Here is a 20,298-nt window from a genome sequence, read left to right as displayed (position 1 = left end):
CTATGGACGGAATTATACTTTAGATACAAAATTTGTGATTCTAATAACATTGTTCGCACTGACACCAGTTACGATAACTGGCTAAAATAATAGATTCATTATTATTAATAATTAACTATCATATTAAAATACAATTATATTAAAAAACCAACTCATCATATTAAGGACATCACGATGGCAAAGCGTAGTACTCTTTCTAAAAGCATCAATACTATTGGCTCTTTTACTCGAAACAATCTAGAGCGCGTAGGGGCGATGATTGACAGCGTAAACGCTAAAACAGGCAAGCCGCGTCAATACAAAGCCGTAGACCTAGGCGATGAAGACTACCAACAAGATTTGTTTCGTGAGCAAACACTAAAGGCTACGCAGCAACTATTAGGACCACGCTTTGCTACTTATGGTAAATACGCCAAGAAAGTCGTGCCGAATAGTTTTTTCCAGTCGACAGTTGACGGCGCATTTGCCCAAGTGGCCAACCTCGCTGCCAACTGGAGTCAACTAGACTTACCTAATGAACATCGTTTTGCCAATATTGCTACTTTAGATGACGAAGAGCGTTATGCGCTAGCTACTGATATTGCTAATCAAAACCGCGCGCTTGCAATGATGGGTGGTTTGACGGGTTTAGCAGGTCTACCAGGTTTGCTCGCTGATACACTATGGCTATTATTGGTTTCATTACGTACGGTTTACCAGATTGCTGCTGTATATAATAAGCCGCTGACAGGTAAGCAAGGCGTCAAGATGGCGTACGAACTACTATCAAACGCTGATTTGAGCAAAATGCAAGAAAAACAAGCGCTACTAGCTGGTCTAGGTATTGGTAAAGGTTTGCTTGATAATGCTCAAAGCAATGGACTACATAGTGAACTTAAAAATCTCGGTCTAAAAAATAAAAATGTGAATTTCTATGCTGAGCAAATAGACAAAGTCGCCAGTCAAGTAGGTGTTGATTTAGATCAGATTAATTTATCATGGGTTCGTCGATTTATTCCTGTCACCGCAGTAGCGATCGGCATGCACTATAACAGCCAGTTGATTGACGAAGTTATTGGCGTTGCTCAGGCGACCTTTGCACCAGAAGCAAAATTGGCCAATCGTGCTATTACTGATGACAGCAGCAGTGAGTCTAAAGTAGAAAAGGCTGATACTGATGAGGCGAAAAAAGACACAGAGCGTAAAGAAAAAAGCAGTGATTCAGAAAAGGTCTCTGATAAAGAAGAAGCTAGTAAAGAAAAAACTAGCAGTAAAAAAGACGCAGACAAGCAAACGTCTGATAAAAAAGCCAAGTAATAGACATATAATTTGCTAGTTGGGTTATATATTTATAAGTACGATGGTATTTATCTTAGTTTGATTGAACAACATGACTTGAAAATTAGGATAAATACCACCACTTAGTTACTATCAAGTACCATTTCAATGTTAAACATCTTTTCTTAATGATGCTTGAGCTCACTTTGTTTGCTTTATTTATTACGCTATTTTTCTGCGAAAAATCTATAAAGTGATACAATGAGAGGCTGAATGCATATCTATCAAATGTTGTAAAGCGAAACCATTCATAAGTGGTTGAAATAGCAGCAACAACTCTTTATAATACACTGTCCTAAAAATGGGTGCCCCGAAATCTGCAATTATTGTCAGATAGATGGTGCATTGGCCCATTTTTTTGTTTTATACCAAACGGGAGAAGGATGCCTTATGGCAACAACTAACCAATTGATTCGTAAAGGTCGCAAAACCATCAAGGAAAAGTCAAAAGTTCCTGCGTTGGAAGCGTGCCCACAGCGTCGCGGTGTATGTACTCGTGTATATACTACCACGCCAAAAAAACCTAACTCTGCCATGCGTAAAGTATGTCGTGTACGTTTGACTTCAGGCTATGAAGTATCAAGCTACATCGGCGGCGAAGGTCATAACCTACAAGAGCACAGTGTTGTTCTAATCCGTGGTGGTCGTGTAAAAGATCTACCAGGTGTACGTTATCACACTGTTCGCGGTGCATTAGATTGCGCAGGCGTTAAAGACCGTAAGCAAGGTCGCTCTAAGTACGGTGCTAAGAAGCCTAAAGTTTAATAACTAAACGTTATTAAATAAGCTTTTTGCACTACCCAATAACTGTGCATGGGTTTGGTGTCAGTAGTAATATCGCTTTTATATAAATATATATCTGGGATTTACTCTTAAAACATACCACCATGCAGTAAGGCTAACTGATAACTCACTGCTATATCCTAGTGATAAGTAGTCGATGTTGTGAATGTTAGACACTCCTGAAGATAAGGAAATTTATTATGCCAAGACGTCGCGTCGTTGCTGCCCGTGAGATCCTACCGGATCCTAAGTTTGGTAGCCAAACTGTTGCAAAATTTATCAACCATGTAATGAGTGATGGTAAAAAATCTACTGCTGAGCGTATCGTTTACGGTGCACTTGAGACAGTAAGTGAGAAGCGTAAAGTTGAAGATCCAGTATCTTTCTTCGAAGAAGTGCTAGAAAATGTACGCCCAATGGTAGAAGTAAAAGCTCGCCGCGTTGGCGGTGCAACCTATCAAGTACCAATGGAAGTACGCCCCTCCCGTCGTACTGCATTGGCTATGCGTTGGTTAGCTGAAGCTGCTGCTAAGCGTTCTGAAAAATCAATGGCTTTGCGTTTAGCTGGCGAATTGAATGATGCTGCTGATGGCAAAGGCGCTGCTATGAAAAAGCGTGACGAAGTTCACCGCATGGCAGATGCTAACAAAGCATTCTCTCATTACCGTTTCTAAGCTACTTTTTAATAGTAGCTTGAGATTAGTGGCTCATGCCATTTAATCTTACATTGTTGTTTATTCTATTGATTGCCGCCATCATCATTCGGTCATATATAAATGTTATTTATTGATGACTGAGGTGGCGGACATCTATCCAGATGTCTCTCTTAACAAATACAGTTTTTGCTGGAGAGCATCCCAAATTTGATGCCGCACTATTCTTAGTATTTGCTCTTTTTTTGTCCGTATTAGGCTCAATAATCAGTAAGTAATATTACGAAGCTGAACGCTTTGTCATAGAGTATGAGGTAGAGACACAATACATTATTATATACACGACTTTTCCTAGGAAAACACTATGGCTCGTAAAACTCCCCTAAAACGCTATCGCAATATTGGTATCTCAGCGCACATCGATGCTGGTAAGACAACCACTACAGAGCGTGTTTTATTCTATACCGGTGTTAGCCACAAAATTGGCGAAGTACATGATGGCGCAGCCACTATGGACTGGATGGAGCAAGAACAAGAGCGTGGTATTACTATTACCTCAGCGGCAACAACTTGTTTTTGGTCAGGTATGGCTAAACAGTTTGACGAACACCGTATTAACATCATCGATACCCCAGGTCACGTTGACTTCACGATCGAAGTTGAACGTTCTATGCGTGTACTTGATGGCGCTTGCATGGTTTACTGTGCAGTAGGCGGCGTTCAGCCACAGTCTGAGACCGTATGGCGTCAGGCGAACAAATATAAAGTACCACGTCTTGCATTTGTAAACAAAATGGACCGTGTTGGTGCTGATTTCTATCGTGTTATCGAACAGATCAAAACTCGCTTAGGCGGTAACCCTGTACCATTGGTTATCCCAATCGGTAAAGAAGATGACTTCGAAGGCGTTGTTGATCTAGTAACCATGAAAGCTATCTATTGGGACGAAGCGTCTCAAGGTATGCAGTATGATGAGCGCGAAATCCCAACTGAACTACAAGAAAAAGCAGCAGAATACCGCGAGCACCTTGTAGAAAGCGCTGCTGAAGCAAACGAAGAGTTGATGAACGAATACTTAGAAAATGGTGAGTTGACTGTAGAACAAATTCACGGTGCTATTCGTCAGTTAACTATCGATAATGAAATCATCCCGCTTCTTTGTGGTACTGCCTTTAAGAACAAAGGTGTACAGAAGATGCTAGATGCCGTTATTCAGTATCTACCTGCACCAATCGACGTACCTGCTATTAAAGGTATTCTTGATGACAAAGACGAAAGCGAAGGCAGCCGTGAAGCATCAGATGAAGCACCTTTCTCAGCACTAGCGTTCAAAATCATGAATGACAAATTCGTTGGTAACTTAACCTTCGTACGTGTTTATTCTGGTGTAATGAAGCAGGGTAGCAGTGTTTATAACCCAGTTAAAATGAAGCGTGAGCGTGTTGGCCGTATCGTACAGATGATGGCAAACTCTCAAGAAGAGCTTGCAGAGATTCGTACTGGTGATATCGCAGCTCTAGTCGGCATGAAAGATGTGACTACTGGTGATACGCTATGTGATGAAGACAACGTGATCACTCTTGAGCGTATGGAATTCCCAGATCCAGTTATCTCTCTAGCTGTTGAGCCAAAAACCAAAGCTGACCAAGAAAAAATGTCAATCGCTCTTGGCCGTTTGGCAAAAGAAGATCCATCGTTCCGTGTACACACTGACGAAGAATCTGGTCAGACAATCATCAGTGGTATGGGTGAGCTACATCTAGAGATTCTTGTTGACCGTATGAAGCGTGAATTCAACGTTGAAGCAAACATCGGTGCACCTCAGGTTGCTTATCGTGAGACGATTCGTAACACTGTTGAACAAGAAGGCAAATTCGTACGTCAAACAGGTGGTCGTGGTAAGTTTGGTCACGTTTGGTTACGTCTTGAGCCACTTGATCCAGCTGGCGACACTGAATATGAATTCGCTGAAGAAGTTGTTGGTGGTACTGTACCAAAAGAATTCCACGGTGCTGTTGACAAAGGTATCCAAGAGCGCATGAAAAACGGCGTACTTGCAGGCTACCCAGTAGTTGGCGTAAAAGCGACCTTGTATGATGGTTCTTATCATGACGTTGACTCTGATGAATTGTCATTTAAGATGGCTGGTTCTATGGCCTTCAGAAAAGGTTTCTTAGCAGCTGATCCAGCGCTACTTGAGCCAGTAATGAAAGTAGAAGTTGAAACACCTGAAGACTACATGGGCGACATCATGGGCGATCTTAACCGTCGTCGTGGTTTGGTACAGGGTATGGAAGATCTACCTGGCGGTACTAAACAGATTCGTGCTGAAGTACCATTAGCGGAAATGTTTGGTTATGCCACTCAAATGCGCTCTATGTCACAAGGCCGTGCAACTTATTCAATGGAATTCCAAAAGTACGCTGAGATTCCAAAATCAGTTGCTGCTGAAATCATCTCTAAGTTCAACTCTAAAGATGATGACGAGTAAATAAAGCTTACTGAAAGTGACAATATAGAGTGCGTCTGTGTATTGTCACTAAAGAATACGCCAATAACTTGTTAAAAGACTTGTTATTGGCCGCGATTTTCTTATAATATCTGCACATTAGTATGTGCAACCTTTTAACAATTATCTTAATGTGGTCAAAATCGTCTTAATAATCATATTTATATGAGTTAAGTCTTGAACCCCAAAAAAAGAGGAAATACCCATGGCAAAGGCCAAGTTTGAACGTAACAAGCCACACGTCAACGTCGGTACAATCGGACACGTTGACCATGGTAAAACAACCCTTACCGCTGCAATCGCAACCGTAGCTGCAATCACCTCTGGTGGCGAAGCCAAAGACTACGCGTCTATTGACTCAGCACCAGAAGAAAAAGCACGTGGTATCACGATCAACACCTCACACGTAGAATATGACACAGACAGCCGTCACTATGCTCACGTAGATTGCCCAGGTCACGCCGATTATGTTAAAAACATGATCACTGGTGCGGCACAGATGGACGGCGCAATCCTAGTCGTATCTGCAACTGACGGCCCAATGCCACAGACTCGTGAGCACATCTTGCTTTCACGTCAGGTTGGCGTACCGTACATCATCGTATTCATGAACAAATGTGACATGGTTGATGACGAAGAATTGTTAGAGCTAGTAGAAATGGAAGTTCGTGAATTATTGAACGACTATGACTTCCCAGGCGATGACACTCCTATCGTTAAAGGTTCTGCTACTGAAGCCCTAAAAGGCTCAGAAGAAAAATACGGCCAACCAGCTGTTGTAGAACTACTAAACGTACTAGACACTTATATCCCAGAGCCAGAGCGTGACATCGACAAAGCATTCCTAATGCCAATCGAAGACGTATTCTCAATCTCAGGTCGTGGTACTGTAGTAACAGGCCGTGTTGAATCTGGTATCGTTAAAGTTGGCGACGAGATCGAAATCGTTGGTATCCGTGACACTCAAAAAACCACCTGTACTGGTGTAGAGATGTTCCGTAAACTGCTTGACGAAGGTCGTGCAGGCGAAAACTGTGGCGTACTACTACGTGGTACTAAGCGTGAAGACGTACAACGTGGCCAAGTACTAGCTAAACCAGGTTCAATCACTCCTCATACCAAGTTTGACGCTGAAGTATATGTATTGTCAAAAGAAGAGGGTGGTCGTCACACACCATTCCTAAACGGCTATCGTCCACAGTTCTACTTCCGTACTACTGACGTAACTGGCGCAATCCAATTACAAGACGGTACTGAAATGGTAATGCCTGGTGATAACGTTGAGATGGGCGTAGAGCTTATCCACCCAATCGCTATGGACAAAGGTCTTCGCTTCGCTATTCGTGAAGGCGGCCGTACTGTAGGCGCTGGTGTTGTTGCTAACGTATTGAACTAATACTTAAGTCTCAGTAATGAGCTTTTGAATTAGTCATAAAAAAGGCCATCCTATTTAGGGTGGCCTTTTTTTATTGAGGATAGTGAAGCACGTTCAAAAATAGAATTAGGCTTAGCGCGTATCAATAGATTTGCAATATCCATGACAGAGACAATTATTTGTTAGATAGCATATTGTAATCTACGGCATAGCTTGTTATATTATCGCTGCACTTAACGCTAGCAGCTGTTTTAGATTGCAGCAGTGCAAAATCAGGTAAAATTAATAATTTTACCGTCAAGGGCTTGCATTCTATGCTAAATATTGTATAATGCTGTCCTTTACACCCATAGGCGATTGGCTCAATTGGTAGAGCATCGGTCTCCAAAACCGAGGGTTGTAGGTTCGAGTCCTACATCGCCTGCCATCTTCTTATCACATCTTTGTTGTACCCCACCATCTCCGAAGCGAGTTCTTTATGAGCAATGATCAAGATAACCTCGAGACTAAGTTATCTGATGCCAAGGCGGTTGCTGGTGGAATGCTGTCTAAAAATAAGCATGTTTCAGCTAGCGGTACTACTGCTGTTGAAGTGGCTAAGACTGGCTCAATAAAAGATTTGATTTTGTGGCTACTTGCCGCAGCTGTATTAATCGGTGCGACTTTAGTAAATCAATATTTACCAGGCTATTGGCAACCTGCCAACGACGTCTGGGTACGTATTGGTATTATTGTCGCACTTGTTGTATTTGCATTAGTCTGTTTGGCGTTAACGCATCAAGGCCGTGCTTTTAAAATATTGCTAAAAGACGCTGCCGTTGAGCTTCGCCGAGTGACATGGCCAGGTAAAGACGAAACCTTTCAGTACACATGGCAAGTAATTGTTGTGATTGCGATTGCTGGTTTCTTTATTTGGTTATTGGATAACTTTTTTAATTGGTTCGTTGGTATCTTTATCGGTTAATAGCACGTATTAGTGACTATTAGCGAGACATTTACTCATAACGACTTATTTATAATGATCAGGAGCGTGATATGCGTTGGTATATTGTCCAAGCGTTTTCAGGATATGAAAAACAAGTACAACGTTCATTAACTGATCGTATTAATCGTAGTGACTTCGCTGAGTCATTCGGTGATGTATTGGTTCCTACTGAAGAAGTCGTCGAAATGAAAGACGGCAAAAAACGTAAGAGTGAGCGTAAGTTCTTTCCTGGATATGTATTGATCCAGATGGAGATGAACGATAATACTTGGCACATCGTAAAAGACTGTCCTCGTATTATGGGCTTCATCGGTGGTACGCCTGAGATGCCTGCACCGATTACGCAAGTAGAAGCTGATCGCATTTTAAACCGTTTGAACCAGACTGAAACTGACCCACGTCCTAAGACTCTATTTGAGCCAGGCGAAGAGTTGTTGGTTATCGATGGTCCATTTACTGACTTTAAAGGGTTGGTAGAAAAAGTGGATTATGAGAAGTCTAAACTACATCTAACGGTAAACGTATTTAATCGACCTACACAGGTTGAGCTTGAATTTAGTAAAGTTGAAAAACTGGACTAAATTAGCAAAAAATTCATCAACCGGGGAGCTGTTAGTCAATTAGGTATATACCACGTTGATTTGGCGCTATTACCCATTTAGGAGAGTATCATGGCTAAGAAGATTGATGGTTACATCAAACTGCAAGTGCCTGCAGGCAAAGCAAATCCTTCACCACCTATTGGTCCAGCTTTGGGTCAAAAAGGCGTGAACATCATGGCGTTCTGTAAAGAATTTAACGCTGCGACCTCAGGCCAAGAGCCAGGTCTACCGATCCCAACTGAGATCACAGTATACAGCGACAAGTCTTTTACCTTCATCATGAAGTCACCACCAGCTGCATACTTACTACGTAAGGCTGCTGGTATTGCTAAAGGTTCAGGTACACCGAACACTGCTAAAGTTGGTAAAGTTGACCGTGCACAACTAGAAGACATCGTTAAGACTAAGAATGCAGATTTAACTGCAGCTGATCTTGACGCTGCTGTCCGTACCATCGCTGGTACTGCACGTTCAATGGGTATTACCGTGGAGGGTGTATAATGTCTAAGCTAACCAAACGTCAAAAAGAAATTCAAAGCCGTATTGATAATGAAAAACAGTACACTATTGAAGAAGCGGTTCAAATCCTAAACGATTTGCCAGCGCTAAAGTTCAAAGAGTCTATCGATATCGCAGTAAACTTGGGCGTTGACCCACGTAAATCTGACCAAGTAGTTCGTGGTGCAACCAACCTACCTGCTGGTACTGGTAAAACCAAACGCGTTGCTGTATTTGCTCAAGGCGCTGCTGCTGAAGCCGCTAAAGAAGCTGGTGCAGACATCGTTGGTTTTGAAGACCTAGCAGAGCAAATCAAAGCCGGTAACATGGACTTTGATGTTGTTATCGCAGCTCCAGATGCAATGCGTGTTGTTGGTCAGTTAGGTACTATCCTAGGCCCACGTGGTCTAATGCCTAACCCTAAAGTTGGTACAGTAACGCCAAACGTTGCTGAAGCTGTGACTAATGCGAAAGCTGGTCAGGCTCAGTACCGTGTTGATAAAGCTGGTATCATCCATGCAACTATCGGCCAAGTTGGTTTCACTGCTGATCAAATCGAGCAGAACGCTCAAGCGATTCTTTCTGATCTAAAGCGTGCTAAGCCTGCTACTTCTAAAGGTACTTTCATTAAGAAAATTACCTTGTCTAGCACGATGGGTCCAGGTCTAACGATCGACGCTGTTCCTTATCGTACTGCTAAATAATTAAAGTTTTTATCTTCAAATATTTTGAGTGATAAACACAAACAGTTTTTAAAGAATTAGGTCAGCGTAGTATTTGCTACGCTGTCTAAGACCGTAGGTAGAGAGTAGTTTAGAGTCATAGTTAGCGATCTTCGGATAGTTGCTTATGATAATAAGTCACTTTTGTTAATCGACGACAGATGAAAATCTTAGTTGTCCTACGCAGACGGTGGCCCACACAGTTTAAGACACGAGCGAATAGGGCGATAAGGTTATTTATAACCTTCAAACTATTACTCAACGTCATTCTGATAACGGTGCCGTAATCAGTCGTTACCAGTAGATGCTTTTTTTATTAATTGAATCCACTGGTAATGTGTCGTATCAAGTCAGTCTTAGCTTACAGTTTGAGCGCATAAAAACCTTGTTTTTGGCACTTTTATTATAAGTCGATTGATAAGATTAAAGGAGTCAACTTATGGCATTAACGCTAGAACAAAAACAACAAGTTGTGGCTGAAGTGTCTGAAGTTGCTGCTAATGCTTACTCAGCAGTAGCTGCCGAATATCACGGTATTGGTGTTGCACAGCTTACTAAGCTGCGCGAACAAGCTCGTGATAAAGGTGTTGTTTTGAAAGTGGTAAAAAATACACTAGCAAAACGCGCTTTTGAAGGCACTAAGTTTGAGAGCATGTCAGACCGTATGACTGGTCCACTACTTTTGGCTTTCTCTATGGAAGATTTGGGATCTGCTGCTCGAGTCGTTTTCGACTTCAGCAAAGATAACAAAGCTTTAGAGACCAAATTAGTATCAGTCGGTGGTGAAGTTTATGGTCCAGAAGAGCTAGAGCGCGTATCGAAGCTACCAACTCGCGACGAAGCAATCTCTATCTTGATGGCTACTATGAATGCACCAGTGACCAAGCTTGTCCAGACTATGAACGCTGTTCCTGGCAAGTTCGTTCGCACTGTAGCGGCAATCAAAGACGCAAAAGAAGCTGCTTAATTGCTTGTTTTAACGTAACTTTAACATCGCTAATTTTGGTTGCATTTTATTGTCACATTAGGCAAGCAATCAAGGCGATATTAGAATCAATTAATTTTTATCAGATAACGGAGAGTTCTCATGGCACTATCTAAAGATGACGTGTTAAATGCAATCGCTGAAATGTCAGTAATGGATATCGTTGAGTTAATCAGCGACATGGAAGAAAAATTCGGCGTAACAGCTGCTGTTGCTGCTGCACCTGCTGCTGCTGGTCCTGCTGCTGCTGCTGCTGAAGAAAAAGACGAGTTTGACGTAGTTCTTGCCAGCTTTGGCGAGAAGAAAGTTGGCGTAATTAAAGCCGTACGTGAAGCTACTGGTCTTGGCCTAAAAGAAGCGAAAGATTTGGTTGAAAGCGCTCCAGCTCCAATCAAAGAAGGCGCATCTAAAGCTGAAGCTGAAGAGTTGAAAAAGAAACTTGAAGAAGCTGGTGCAACTGTTGAACTAAAATAAGTTTAACACTGTACGAAAAAAAGCTGGTAATGCCTTGCATTGCCAGCTTTTTTTTACTATAATTCGTAGCTTGACCTTTTGTGTCTGCCAACATACGTATGCAACATCACGGTGGATACCCATCAAAAGGACAGACGATATACATGCAAGCACACATGCCAGTTTTTGAAATCAGTTAATATGAGCTAAACGTCTGTAGATGTTTGGCATTTTTTTGTGTCTGCATGCTTTCCTATCAACACTATAGTTTATACTGATTCTAAAAGTTATAGTTACCCCGATTATTAATCCTGAAAAAAGCGGTATTCTTAAAAAAGCTGTTGATCATAAGTTGCCTACTTGATGTGGCATGACTGTCGATATTTAGTCTCATAGACAGTTTGTATGTGTAGGGAACATAGTTCGGTGATAAGTAGTCTAGATGGCAAGTAGTATAGATGCAATCTTAATAGACATTATTTCCCAGCAATGTATTTGTAAATTAAGCCTGATAGGCAATGCGTTACAGATTATATAATATTGAATTTTTTGGTTGCAATAGTCATATAGACTGATTCACTTACCATGAATCTAGCAAGCAACGACGATATTAAATGAAGTGTGCTAGGTAAGCACTGAAGAGTAAAGTAGTAATTGACAGAAAAGACATGAACTGAACACGAAGACCCGTTTTATATTATCGTTTACGTCGTCACGTTTGCATCGTATTTATGCATACTGGCCACGCTTTTAATTTGTTTCCACGTTTACTGTAAGGACTCTCGATGGCATATTCTTATACTGAAAAAAAGCGTATTCGCAAAAGTTTTGCTGAATTGCCCACTGTAATGGACATTCCCTATTTACTGTCTATTCAAGTAGATTCTTACGAGCAATTTTTGCAAGAGCACAAAAAGCCAAAAGCTCGTGAGAATACTGGTTTGCAAGCTGCGTATTCCTCTATTTTCCCAATTGAGAGTCACTCTGGTAACGCAGAGCTACAATTTGTTGAGTACTATTTAGGCACGCCTGAATTTGATGAGCGTGAGTGTATCTTACGTGGTTCAACGTTTGCTGCGCCTATGCGTGTCAAAATCCGTTTGATCATCAAAGACAAAGACAGCAAAGACAAAGATAGCAAAGCTGCTATCAAAGATATCCGTGAGCAAAGCGTCTATATGGGTGAGATGCCTTTGATGACGGCTAACGGTACTTTTATTATCAATGGTACTGAGCGTGTTATTGTATCTCAGCTACATCGTTCACCTGGTGTGTTCTTTGATCATGATAAAGGTAAGTCGCATTCAAGTGGTAAGGTGCTTTATAACGCACGTATTATCCCTTACCGTGGTTCATGGTTAGACTTTGAATTTGATGCAAAAGATTTAGTATTTGCTCGTATTGACCGTCGCCGTAAACTACTTGCGTCAATCATCCTACGCGCACTTGGTCTAACAACTTCTGAAATCCTAGATTTATTCTTTGATAAAGTTGCTGTTTATAAAGGCGAAGAGCAGTTTGAAATTGATTTAGTTGCTGATCGTCTACGTGGCGAAATGGCTCAGTTTGATATCGTATCACCTGAAGGTGACGTTATCGTAGAGCAGGGCAAACGTATTAACGCACGCCGTATCCGTCAGCTTGAAGAAGCAGGTATGACGAAGATTGCTGTGCCTGATGAGTATTTGTATGAGCGTATCTTAGCAGAAGACATCGTTGTTAATGACGAAATCATCGCTAAAGCAAATACGCCAATCGACCATGAATTATTGGTTAAATTGAGCGCGTTTGAAGCCAGTGAATCTATCAAAGAATTCAGCATTCTATTCACGAACGATATCGACCAAGGTAGTTATATTGCTGATACGCTACGTGCTGATAGTACATCAAGCCGTGAAGAAGCGTTGATCGAAATCTACAAAGTAATGCGTCCAGGTGAGCCACCAACGGTCGAAACTGCTGAGAAACTGTTTGAAAGCATGTTCTTCAACGCAGATCGTTATGACTTATCAAACGTCGGTCGTATGAAGTTCAACCGTCGTCTTGGTTTAGAATTTGATAACACTGATGATCCTGATATTCAGCGCGAACGCAGTGTATTGACCAACGATGATATCGTTAACGTTCTAAAAGAGCTTATCGAGATTCGTAACGGTCGCGGCGATGTCGATGATATTGACCATCTTGGTAACCGCCGTATTCGTTCAGTAGGCGAGATGGCAGAAAACCAATTCCGTGTTGGTCTAGTACGTGTTGAGCGTGCCGTAAAAGAGCGTTTAAGTTCAGCAGAGTCAGACAACCTGTCACCACAAGATTTGATTAACTCTAAGCCAGTAGCGGCTGCGGTTAAAGAATTCTTTGGTTCAAGCCAGTTGTCACAGTTTATGGATCAGAACAACCCGTTGTCTGAAGTTACCCATAAGCGCCGTGTATCAGCGTTAGGACCTGGTGGTCTAACTCGTGAACGTGCAGGCTTTGAAGTACGTGACGTACATGATACCCATTATGGCCGTGTATGTCCTATTGAAACTCCTGAAGGTCCAAACATTGGTCTGATTAACTCACTAGCAACATTTGCTAAAACCAACAGCTTTGGCTTCTTAGAAACGCCTTATCGCCGTGTGGTTGATGGTAAAGTGACTGACGTTATTGAGTATTTATCAGCAATCGAAGAAGTAGGTACTGTCATTGCACAGGCTGATTCTCCGATGACTGAAGATGGCGCGTTATCTGACGAGATGGTCAGTGTACGTAGCTATGGTGAATTTGTTCGTATGCCGCCAGAAAAAGTGACGCATATGGATGTATCACCAAGTCAGGTAGTATCGGTTGCAGCAGGTTTGATTCCGTTCCTAGAGCATGATGATGCTAACCGTGCCTTGATGGGCTCGAACATGCAGCGTCAGGCTGTCCCTACGCTACGTGCTGATAAGCCGTTAGTAGGTACTGGTATGGAGCGTCACGTTGCTCGTGACTCTGGTGTCTGTGTTATCGCTAAGCGTGGCGGTGTGATTGAAGATGTTGACGCATCACGTATCGTTGTTCGTGTAAACGAAGACGAGATGACTGCTGGTGAAGCGGGTATCGATATCTATAACTTGATCAAATACACGCGCTCTAACCAGAACACTTGTATCAACCAACGTATCATCGTTAACCAAGGTGACGAGATTGCTTTGGGTGATATCTTGGCTGATGGTCCTTCAACGGATCTTGGTGAGCTAGCATTAGGTCAGAACATCCGCATTGCATTTATGCCGTGGAATGGTTACAACTTCGAAGATTCAATCTTGTTATCTGAAAAAGTAGTTAAAGAAGATCGTTTCACTACGATTCATATCCAAGAATTGACTTGTGTGGCTCGTGATACCAAGCTAGGTACAGAAGAGATCACTGCTGATATTCCAAACGTTGGTGAAGCAGCACTATCAAGTCTTGATGAAGCAGGTATCGTCTATATCGGTGCTGAAGTTGACGCTGGTGATATCCTAGTTGGTAAAGTGACGCCAAAAGGTGAAACACAACTAACGCCAGAAGAGAAACTACTACGGGCTATCTTTGGTGAAAAAGCGGCTGACGTGAAAGACACTTCACTACGTGTACCAACTTCAAGTAAAGGTACGGTTATTGATGTACAGGTCTTCACCCGTGATGGCGTTGAAAAAGACGCACGCGCAAGAGCGATTGAAAAATCGCAGCTTGATAGCTATCGTAAAGATTTGAAAGAAGAGCTACGTATCTTTGAAGAAGCAGCACGTGGTCGTATTGGTAATCTATTAGATGGCCAAAAAGTCAGCGGCGGTGCTGGTCTAAAAGCTGGTACGGTTATGGCATTGGCTGATATGAAAGATATGAGCCTTGAGACATTGCTTGATATTCAGCCAGTAGAAGAAGAAATCTCTGAGCGTCTAACGCAAATCGCTGATTACTTGGTTGATAAGCAAAAAGACATCGATGTGAAGTTTGCTGAGAAAAAACGCAAATTGACTGCTGGTGATGACTTGCAACATGGCGTACAAAAAATCGTTAAAGTATATCTAGCGGTTAAGCGTCGTATTCAGCCTGGTGATAAGATGGCTGGTCGTCATGGTAACAAAGGTGTTGTATCGCGCATCATGCCAGTTGAAGACATGCCTTATGATGAAAATGGTAATACCGTTGACATTGTATTGAACCCACTTGGTGTACCATCTCGTATGAACATTGGTCAGGTTCTAGAGACGCATTTGGGTATGGCAGCGAAAGGGTTGGGCGAGAAGATTGACGGTATGCTCAAATCGCAAGCAGCAATCAAAGAGCTACGTGACTTCTTGGACAAAATCTATAACCAAGTAGGCGGTGAGCAAGTTGATCTTGATAGCTTGAGTGATGATGACATCATGGCGCTAGCAGACAACTTACGTGGCGGTGTACCGATGGGCACAGCAGTATTTGACGGCGCAAGAGAAAGCCAAGTTAAAGATTTGCTCGAGCTTGCTGGTATGGATCGCGATGGTCAGCAGACGTTATATGATGGTCGTACAGGTCAGAAGTTTGACCGTAAAGTAACCGTTGGTTACATGTACATGCTCAAGCTTAACCATTTGGTTGATGACAAAATGCATGCGCGTTCAACCGGTTCTTATTCTCTAGTAACGCAGCAGCCATTGGGTGGTAAAGCTCAGTTTGGTGGTCAGCGCTTCGGTGAGATGGAAGTGTGGGCACTAGAAGCATACGGCGCGACTTACACGTTGCAAGAAATGCTAACAGTGAAGTCGGATGACGTTGAAGGCCGTACTCGTATGTACAAAAACATCGTTGATGGTGAGCAGTATATGGATCCAGGCATGCCTGAGTCGTTCAACGTACTGACCAAAGAAATCAAATCACTGGGTATTAATATTGAGTTAAAACAAAGCAACTAGCCCGTTGTTTAACTTAGTTGTCCACTAAAGGCAGTCTGCTTTATTGCTGCTGCTTTTAGTGATTTGTCTCAACCCTATTCATTGCCTTCATTCATCTTATCTGCGTCAATGGTACGCTGTCAGATGATTATAAAGATAACGGAGAAGCAACTTGAAAGATTTACTCGATATCATGCAAAGCCCTACCGGCAACGGTAACCAAGAGTTTGATAGCATTCAAATTACTTTAGCCTCACCTGACGTCATTAAGTCATGGTCGCACGGCGAAGTAAAAAAGCCTGAAACCATCAACTATCGCACGTTCAAGCCTGAGCGTGATGGTCTTTTTTGTGCCAAAATCTTTGGCCCAGTAAAAGACTTCGAATGTTTATGTGGTAAATATAAGCGCCGTAAGTTCCAAGGCGTTATCTGTGAAAAATGTGGTGTCGAAGTTACCACTGCGAAAGTCCGTCGTGATCGCATGGGTCATATCGACCTAGCCAGTCCAGTTGCGCATATTTGGTTCCTAAAATCATTACCAAGCCGCATCGGTCTATTGTTAGACATGACGCTACGTGATATCGAGCGCGTTCTATATTTTGAAAGCTATATCGTGACTGAGCCTGGTCTGACCTCTTTAGAGAAGTATCAGTTGCTTGACGACGAAGATTATTACAAAGCACTTGAAGAGTTTGGCGATGAATTCACTGCCAAGATGGGTGCTGAAGCAGTTCAAGACCTATTAAAAGACATCGATATCGATCTTGAAATTGATGAGTTGCGCGAAGCGATTCCACAAACTGGTTCTGAGACTAAGCTTAAGAAGATGTCTAAGCGTCTCAAATTATTAGAAGCATTCCGTGATTCTAATAACAAGCCTGAGTGGATGGTAATGAACATCTTGCCAGTACTACCACCAGATTTGCGTCCTCTAGTACCGCTAGAAGGTGGCCGTTTTGCGACGTCAGATCTAAACGATCTATATCGCCGTGTGATCAACCGTAACAATCGTCTTAAGCGTCTGCTTGAGCTAAGCGCACCTGATATCATCGTACGTAACGAAAAACGTATGTTGCAAGAGTCAGTAGATGCGTTGCTTGATAACGGTCGTCGCGGTCGTGCCATCACTGGTAGTAACAAGCGTCCATTGAAATCTTTGGCTGATATGATCAAAGGTAAGCAAGGTCGTTTCCGTCAGAACTTACTTGGTAAGCGTGTCGATTACTCTGGTCGTTCGGTTATCGTTGTAGGTCCAACACTACGTCTACATCAGTGTGGCCTACCTAAGAAAATGGCACTAGAATTATTCAAGCCATTTACTTATAACAAACTATTGTCTCATGGTTTGGCGACTACGATTAAAGCTGCCAAAAAGATGGTAGAGCGTGAAGAGCCACAAGTGTGGGATATGCTGGCCATGGTTATCCGTGAGCATCCAGTACTTCTTAACCGTGCGCCAACCCTTCACCGTTTGGGTCTACAGGCATTTGAGCCAGTATTGATCGAAGGTAAAGCAATCCAGTTGCATCCGCTTGTTTGTACTGCATTCAACGCCGATTTCGATGGTGACCAAATGGCCGTTCACGTGCCATTGACGCTTGAAGCACAGCTTGAATCACGTGCCTTGATGATGTCTACCAACAACATCTTGTCACCTGCGAACGGTGATCCGATCATCGTACCATCTCAGGATGTTGTACTAGGTCTATATTACATCAGTCGCTCGTCTATCAATGCCAAAGGCGAGAGCATGATTTTTGCGACCGTTAACGAAGCATTGCGTGCAATTGGTTCAAACGACCTACATGTAAACGCCAAGATCAAAGTGCGTGTTACTGAGACGCAAATTGATGAAGAAGGTAACGAGACCAAAGAAATCAGTATCAAAGATACGGTTGCTGGTCGTCTACTTATCTGGAATATCATGCCTAAAGGTATGACGTTTGATGAGTGTAACCAAGAGATGACGAAGAAAAACATCTCTCGTTTGATCAACTCTTGCTACCGTAAAGTTGGCGTAAAAGAAAGTGTTATGTTTGCTGACCAATTGATGTATCTTGGTTTTGCTCAAGCAACACTATCTGGTGTGTCTATCGGTATCGACGACATGGTCATTCCACCACTTAAAAAGCAAATCATCGAAGTGGCAGAAGGCGAAGTTCGCGAAATCGAAGATCAGTTCGAGCAAGGTTTCGTAACTGCTGGTGAGCGCTATAATAAAGTAGTTGATATCTGGTCACGTACTAATGACAAAGTCGCTAAAGCGATGATGGACAACTTGGCAACAGATAAAGTTATCAACGCACAAGGTGAAGAAGACGAGCAGAAGTCATTCAACTCGATCTTTATCATGTCAGATTCTGGTGCTCGTGGTAGTGCGGCACAGATTCGTCAGTTGGCAGGTATGCGTGGTTTGATGGCTAAGCCGGATGGCTCAATCATTGAGACGCCGATTAAAGCTAACTTCCGTGAAGGTTTGACTGTACTACAGTACTTCATCTCAACTCACGGTGCACGTAAAGGTCTAGCGGATACGGCACTGAAAACGGCTAACTCGGGTTACCTAACTCGTCGTCTGGTTGATGTGGCACAAGATTTGGTTATCACTAGCGACGATTGTGGTACTGAAGAAGGCCTACTCATGAAACCACATATCCAAGGTGGTGAAATCATTGAGAAGCTAGGTGAGCTAGTACTGGGTCGTGTGACTGCTCGTGACGTTACTTATAACGATGATGCTGATAAAGTATTGATTCCAGCTGGTACATTGATCGATGAGTACTGGGTTAACGTCCTTGATAACAACGCAATCGATGATATCTGGGTACGTTCAGTAATTACGTGTGATATCGAACATGGCGTATGTTCACAGTGTTATGGTCGTGACCTTGCACGTGGTCATAAAGTGAATATCGGCGAATCAGTCGGTGTTATGGCAGCTCAGTCTATTGGTGAGCCGGGTACTCAGTTAACCATGCGTACGTTCCACGTGGGCGGGGCAGCGAGCTCAGCATCTGTAGACAACAGCATCTCTGTACGTAATGCTGGTCAAGCGCACTTTGAGAACATGAAAACAGTACAGCATACCGATGGTCACTTAGTCATCGTATCGCGTTCAGCCGAAATCGCATTGACCGATGAGCTTGGCCGTGAGCGTGAGCGCTATAAAGTACCGTACGGTTCAAGCGTACTTGTGAAAGACGAAGAGCAAGTTGAAGGCGGTCAAACTATCGCTAAGTGGGATCCGCATACGCATCCAATCATTACAGAATTTGCTGGTACAGCACGCTTCAGTGACATCACTGATGGTATGACTGCAACAGTAAAAGTTGATGATGCGACTGGTATGAGCTCATTTGAGATTCTAGCTACTCGTGACCGTTCAAGCTCAGCAAAAGACTTACGTCCTGCGATTATCTTGAACACTGACGAAGGCAAAGAAGTGGTTTACTTCTTACCAGCTGAAACTATCATCCGCGTAAGCGATGGTGAAAAAGTAGCAGCAGGTTCGATTCTAGGCCGTGTACCACAAGCGTCTTCTGGTACGAAAGATATTACCGGTGGTCTACCACGTGTTGCTGACTTGTTCGAAGCACGTCGTCCAAAAGATCACGCCATCATGGCAGAAATGACTGGTGTGGTAAGCTTTGGTAAAGAGACTAAAGGTAAGAACCGCTTCATTATTACTAATGAAGATGGCGAAGTACATGAAGAGCTAATCCCGAAATGGCGTCAAATCAACGTCTTTGAAAACGAGACGGTAGCACGTGGTGAAGTGATCGCTGATGGTCCACAGAACCCACATGATATCTTGCGTTTGAAGGGTCAGACTGCACTTGCTGATTACATCGTCAACGAAGTACAGGACGTTTATCGCTTGCAGGGTGTAAAAATCAACGACAAGCACATCGAAGTTATCATTCGTCAGATGCTGCGTAAAGTTGAAATCACTGACGGCGGCGACTCAAGTCACTTCAAAGGTGATCAGGTTGAGTATGCAGATATCAAAGCATTGAATGCGAAGCTAGAAGCGGAAGATAAATTCCCAGTACAGTTTGAGCGTCAATTACTAGGTATCACCAAAGCAAGTCTAGCAACTGAAAGCTTTATCTCAGCGGCCTCTTTCCAGGAAACAACCCGTGTACTAACTGCGGCTGCTGTGACTGGTAAAGTGGATGAGCTACGTGGTCTGAAAGAAAACGTGGTTGTTGGTCGCTTGATTCCTGCAGGTACTGGTCTTGCTTATCATAAAGCACGTAAAGAAAAAGCAGATCAGAAGCTACAAGATAAAGATTTGAATGCAGCGTTTGATATGACTGCAAGCACTGATAGCAAAGACTTTGCAAGCTTCGACGAAGCATTTGCTCAAGAGTTAAATCAAGATAATTAATCGTATTAAGTATTTTGATTCATTCTTAATTTGATAAAAAAGCCAGCCTAAGTTGCTGGCTTTTTTGTGCGTATAAAAAACTGAGAAAGGCATGGTGCTATCATCTAAAAAAATAGTACACTGGAAATAGGCTCTAATTCACT

General features: G+C 42.7%; 13 protein-coding genes and 1 tRNA gene. All 14 read left to right on the top strand.

Annotated elements, in window-relative coordinates; all coding sequences use genetic code 11:
- The first annotated feature begins 174 nt into the window (after positions 1–174).
- The 14 genes from SJY28_RS01940 to rpoC all read left to right on the top strand — a co-directional run bounded on the left by SJY28_RS01940 (position 175) and on the right by rpoC (position 20,155).
- Positions 175–1,296 (top strand): EcsC family protein, encoded by a 1,122-nt coding sequence (locus tag SJY28_RS01940; RefSeq protein WP_379543244.1) that lies wholly within the window; start codon positions 175–177, stop codon positions 1,294–1,296.
- Between the two features lie 411 nt (positions 1,297–1,707).
- Positions 1,708–2,082: a 30S ribosomal protein S12 gene (gene rpsL / locus SJY28_RS01935; protein WP_011281154.1), complete on the top strand. Its 375-nt coding sequence runs from the start codon at positions 1,708–1,710 to the stop codon at positions 2,080–2,082.
- Between the two features lie 218 nt (positions 2,083–2,300).
- Complete coding sequence (rpsG, locus tag SJY28_RS01930; protein ID WP_057761735.1) at positions 2,301–2,774, top strand: 30S ribosomal protein S7; 474 nt, start codon at positions 2,301–2,303, stop codon at positions 2,772–2,774.
- A 343-nt stretch (positions 2,775–3,117) separates the two neighbouring features.
- Positions 3,118–5,244 carry an elongation factor G gene (gene fusA, locus SJY28_RS01925; protein ID WP_057761733.1) on the top strand — a complete coding sequence of 709 codons (2,127 nt, stop codon included), beginning with the start codon at positions 3,118–3,120 and terminating at the stop codon, positions 5,242–5,244.
- A gap of 223 nt (positions 5,245–5,467) precedes the next feature.
- Positions 5,468–6,658 carry an elongation factor Tu gene (tuf, locus tag SJY28_RS01920; protein ID WP_057758488.1) on the top strand — a complete coding sequence of 397 codons (1,191 nt, stop codon included), beginning with the start codon at positions 5,468–5,470 and terminating at the stop codon, positions 6,656–6,658.
- Positions 6,659–6,988: 330 nt separating this feature from the next.
- A tRNA-Trp gene (locus SJY28_RS01915) sits at positions 6,989–7,064 on the top strand.
- A 51-nt stretch (positions 7,065–7,115) separates the two neighbouring features.
- On the top strand, positions 7,116–7,601 hold the full coding sequence (gene secE, locus SJY28_RS01910) for a preprotein translocase subunit SecE (protein WP_057761731.1): 486 nt from the start codon (positions 7,116–7,118) through the stop codon (positions 7,599–7,601).
- A 71-nt stretch (positions 7,602–7,672) separates the two neighbouring features.
- Positions 7,673–8,203, top strand: a complete 531-nt coding sequence (nusG, locus tag SJY28_RS01905; protein ID WP_057761729.1) for a transcription termination/antitermination protein NusG — start codon at positions 7,673–7,675, stop codon at positions 8,201–8,203.
- 90 nt (positions 8,204–8,293) lie between these two features.
- The gene (rplK, locus tag SJY28_RS01900) at positions 8,294–8,725 is read left to right on the top strand and encodes a 50S ribosomal protein L11 (protein WP_057761727.1); all 432 of its coding nucleotides are present in this window, start codon (positions 8,294–8,296) and stop codon (positions 8,723–8,725) included.
- Positions 8,725–9,426 (top strand): 50S ribosomal protein L1, encoded by a 702-nt coding sequence (gene rplA / locus SJY28_RS01895; RefSeq protein ID WP_057761725.1) that lies wholly within the window; start codon positions 8,725–8,727, stop codon positions 9,424–9,426. The genes rplK and rplA overlap by 1 nt, the downstream gene beginning before the upstream one ends.
- Positions 9,427–9,883: 457 nt before the next feature.
- A complete protein-coding gene (rplJ, locus tag SJY28_RS01890) occupies positions 9,884–10,411 on the top strand; it encodes a 50S ribosomal protein L10 (RefSeq protein WP_057761724.1) in 528 nt (175 codons plus the stop codon).
- 120 nt (positions 10,412–10,531) lie between these two features.
- Positions 10,532–10,903, top strand: coding sequence for a 50S ribosomal protein L7/L12 (gene rplL / locus SJY28_RS01885; protein ID WP_057761722.1), 372 nt, complete (start codon positions 10,532–10,534; stop codon positions 10,901–10,903).
- Positions 10,904–11,667: 764 nt separating this feature from the next.
- Positions 11,668–15,786 (top strand): DNA-directed RNA polymerase subunit beta, encoded by a 4,119-nt coding sequence (gene rpoB / locus SJY28_RS01880; RefSeq protein ID WP_201568644.1) that lies wholly within the window; start codon positions 11,668–11,670, stop codon positions 15,784–15,786.
- Positions 15,787–15,937: 151 nt separating this feature from the next.
- A complete protein-coding gene (gene rpoC / locus SJY28_RS01875) occupies positions 15,938–20,155 on the top strand; it encodes a DNA-directed RNA polymerase subunit beta' (RefSeq protein ID WP_102090387.1) in 4,218 nt (1,405 codons plus the stop codon).
- The last annotated feature ends 143 nt before the right edge of the window (positions 20,156–20,298 follow it).

Origin of the sequence: Psychrobacter sp. R86515, assembly GCF_042466315.1 — a bacterium.
Classification (GTDB): Bacteria; Pseudomonadota; Gammaproteobacteria; order Pseudomonadales; family Moraxellaceae; genus Psychrobacter.
This window is presented reverse-complemented; position numbering and strand designations above follow the sequence as displayed.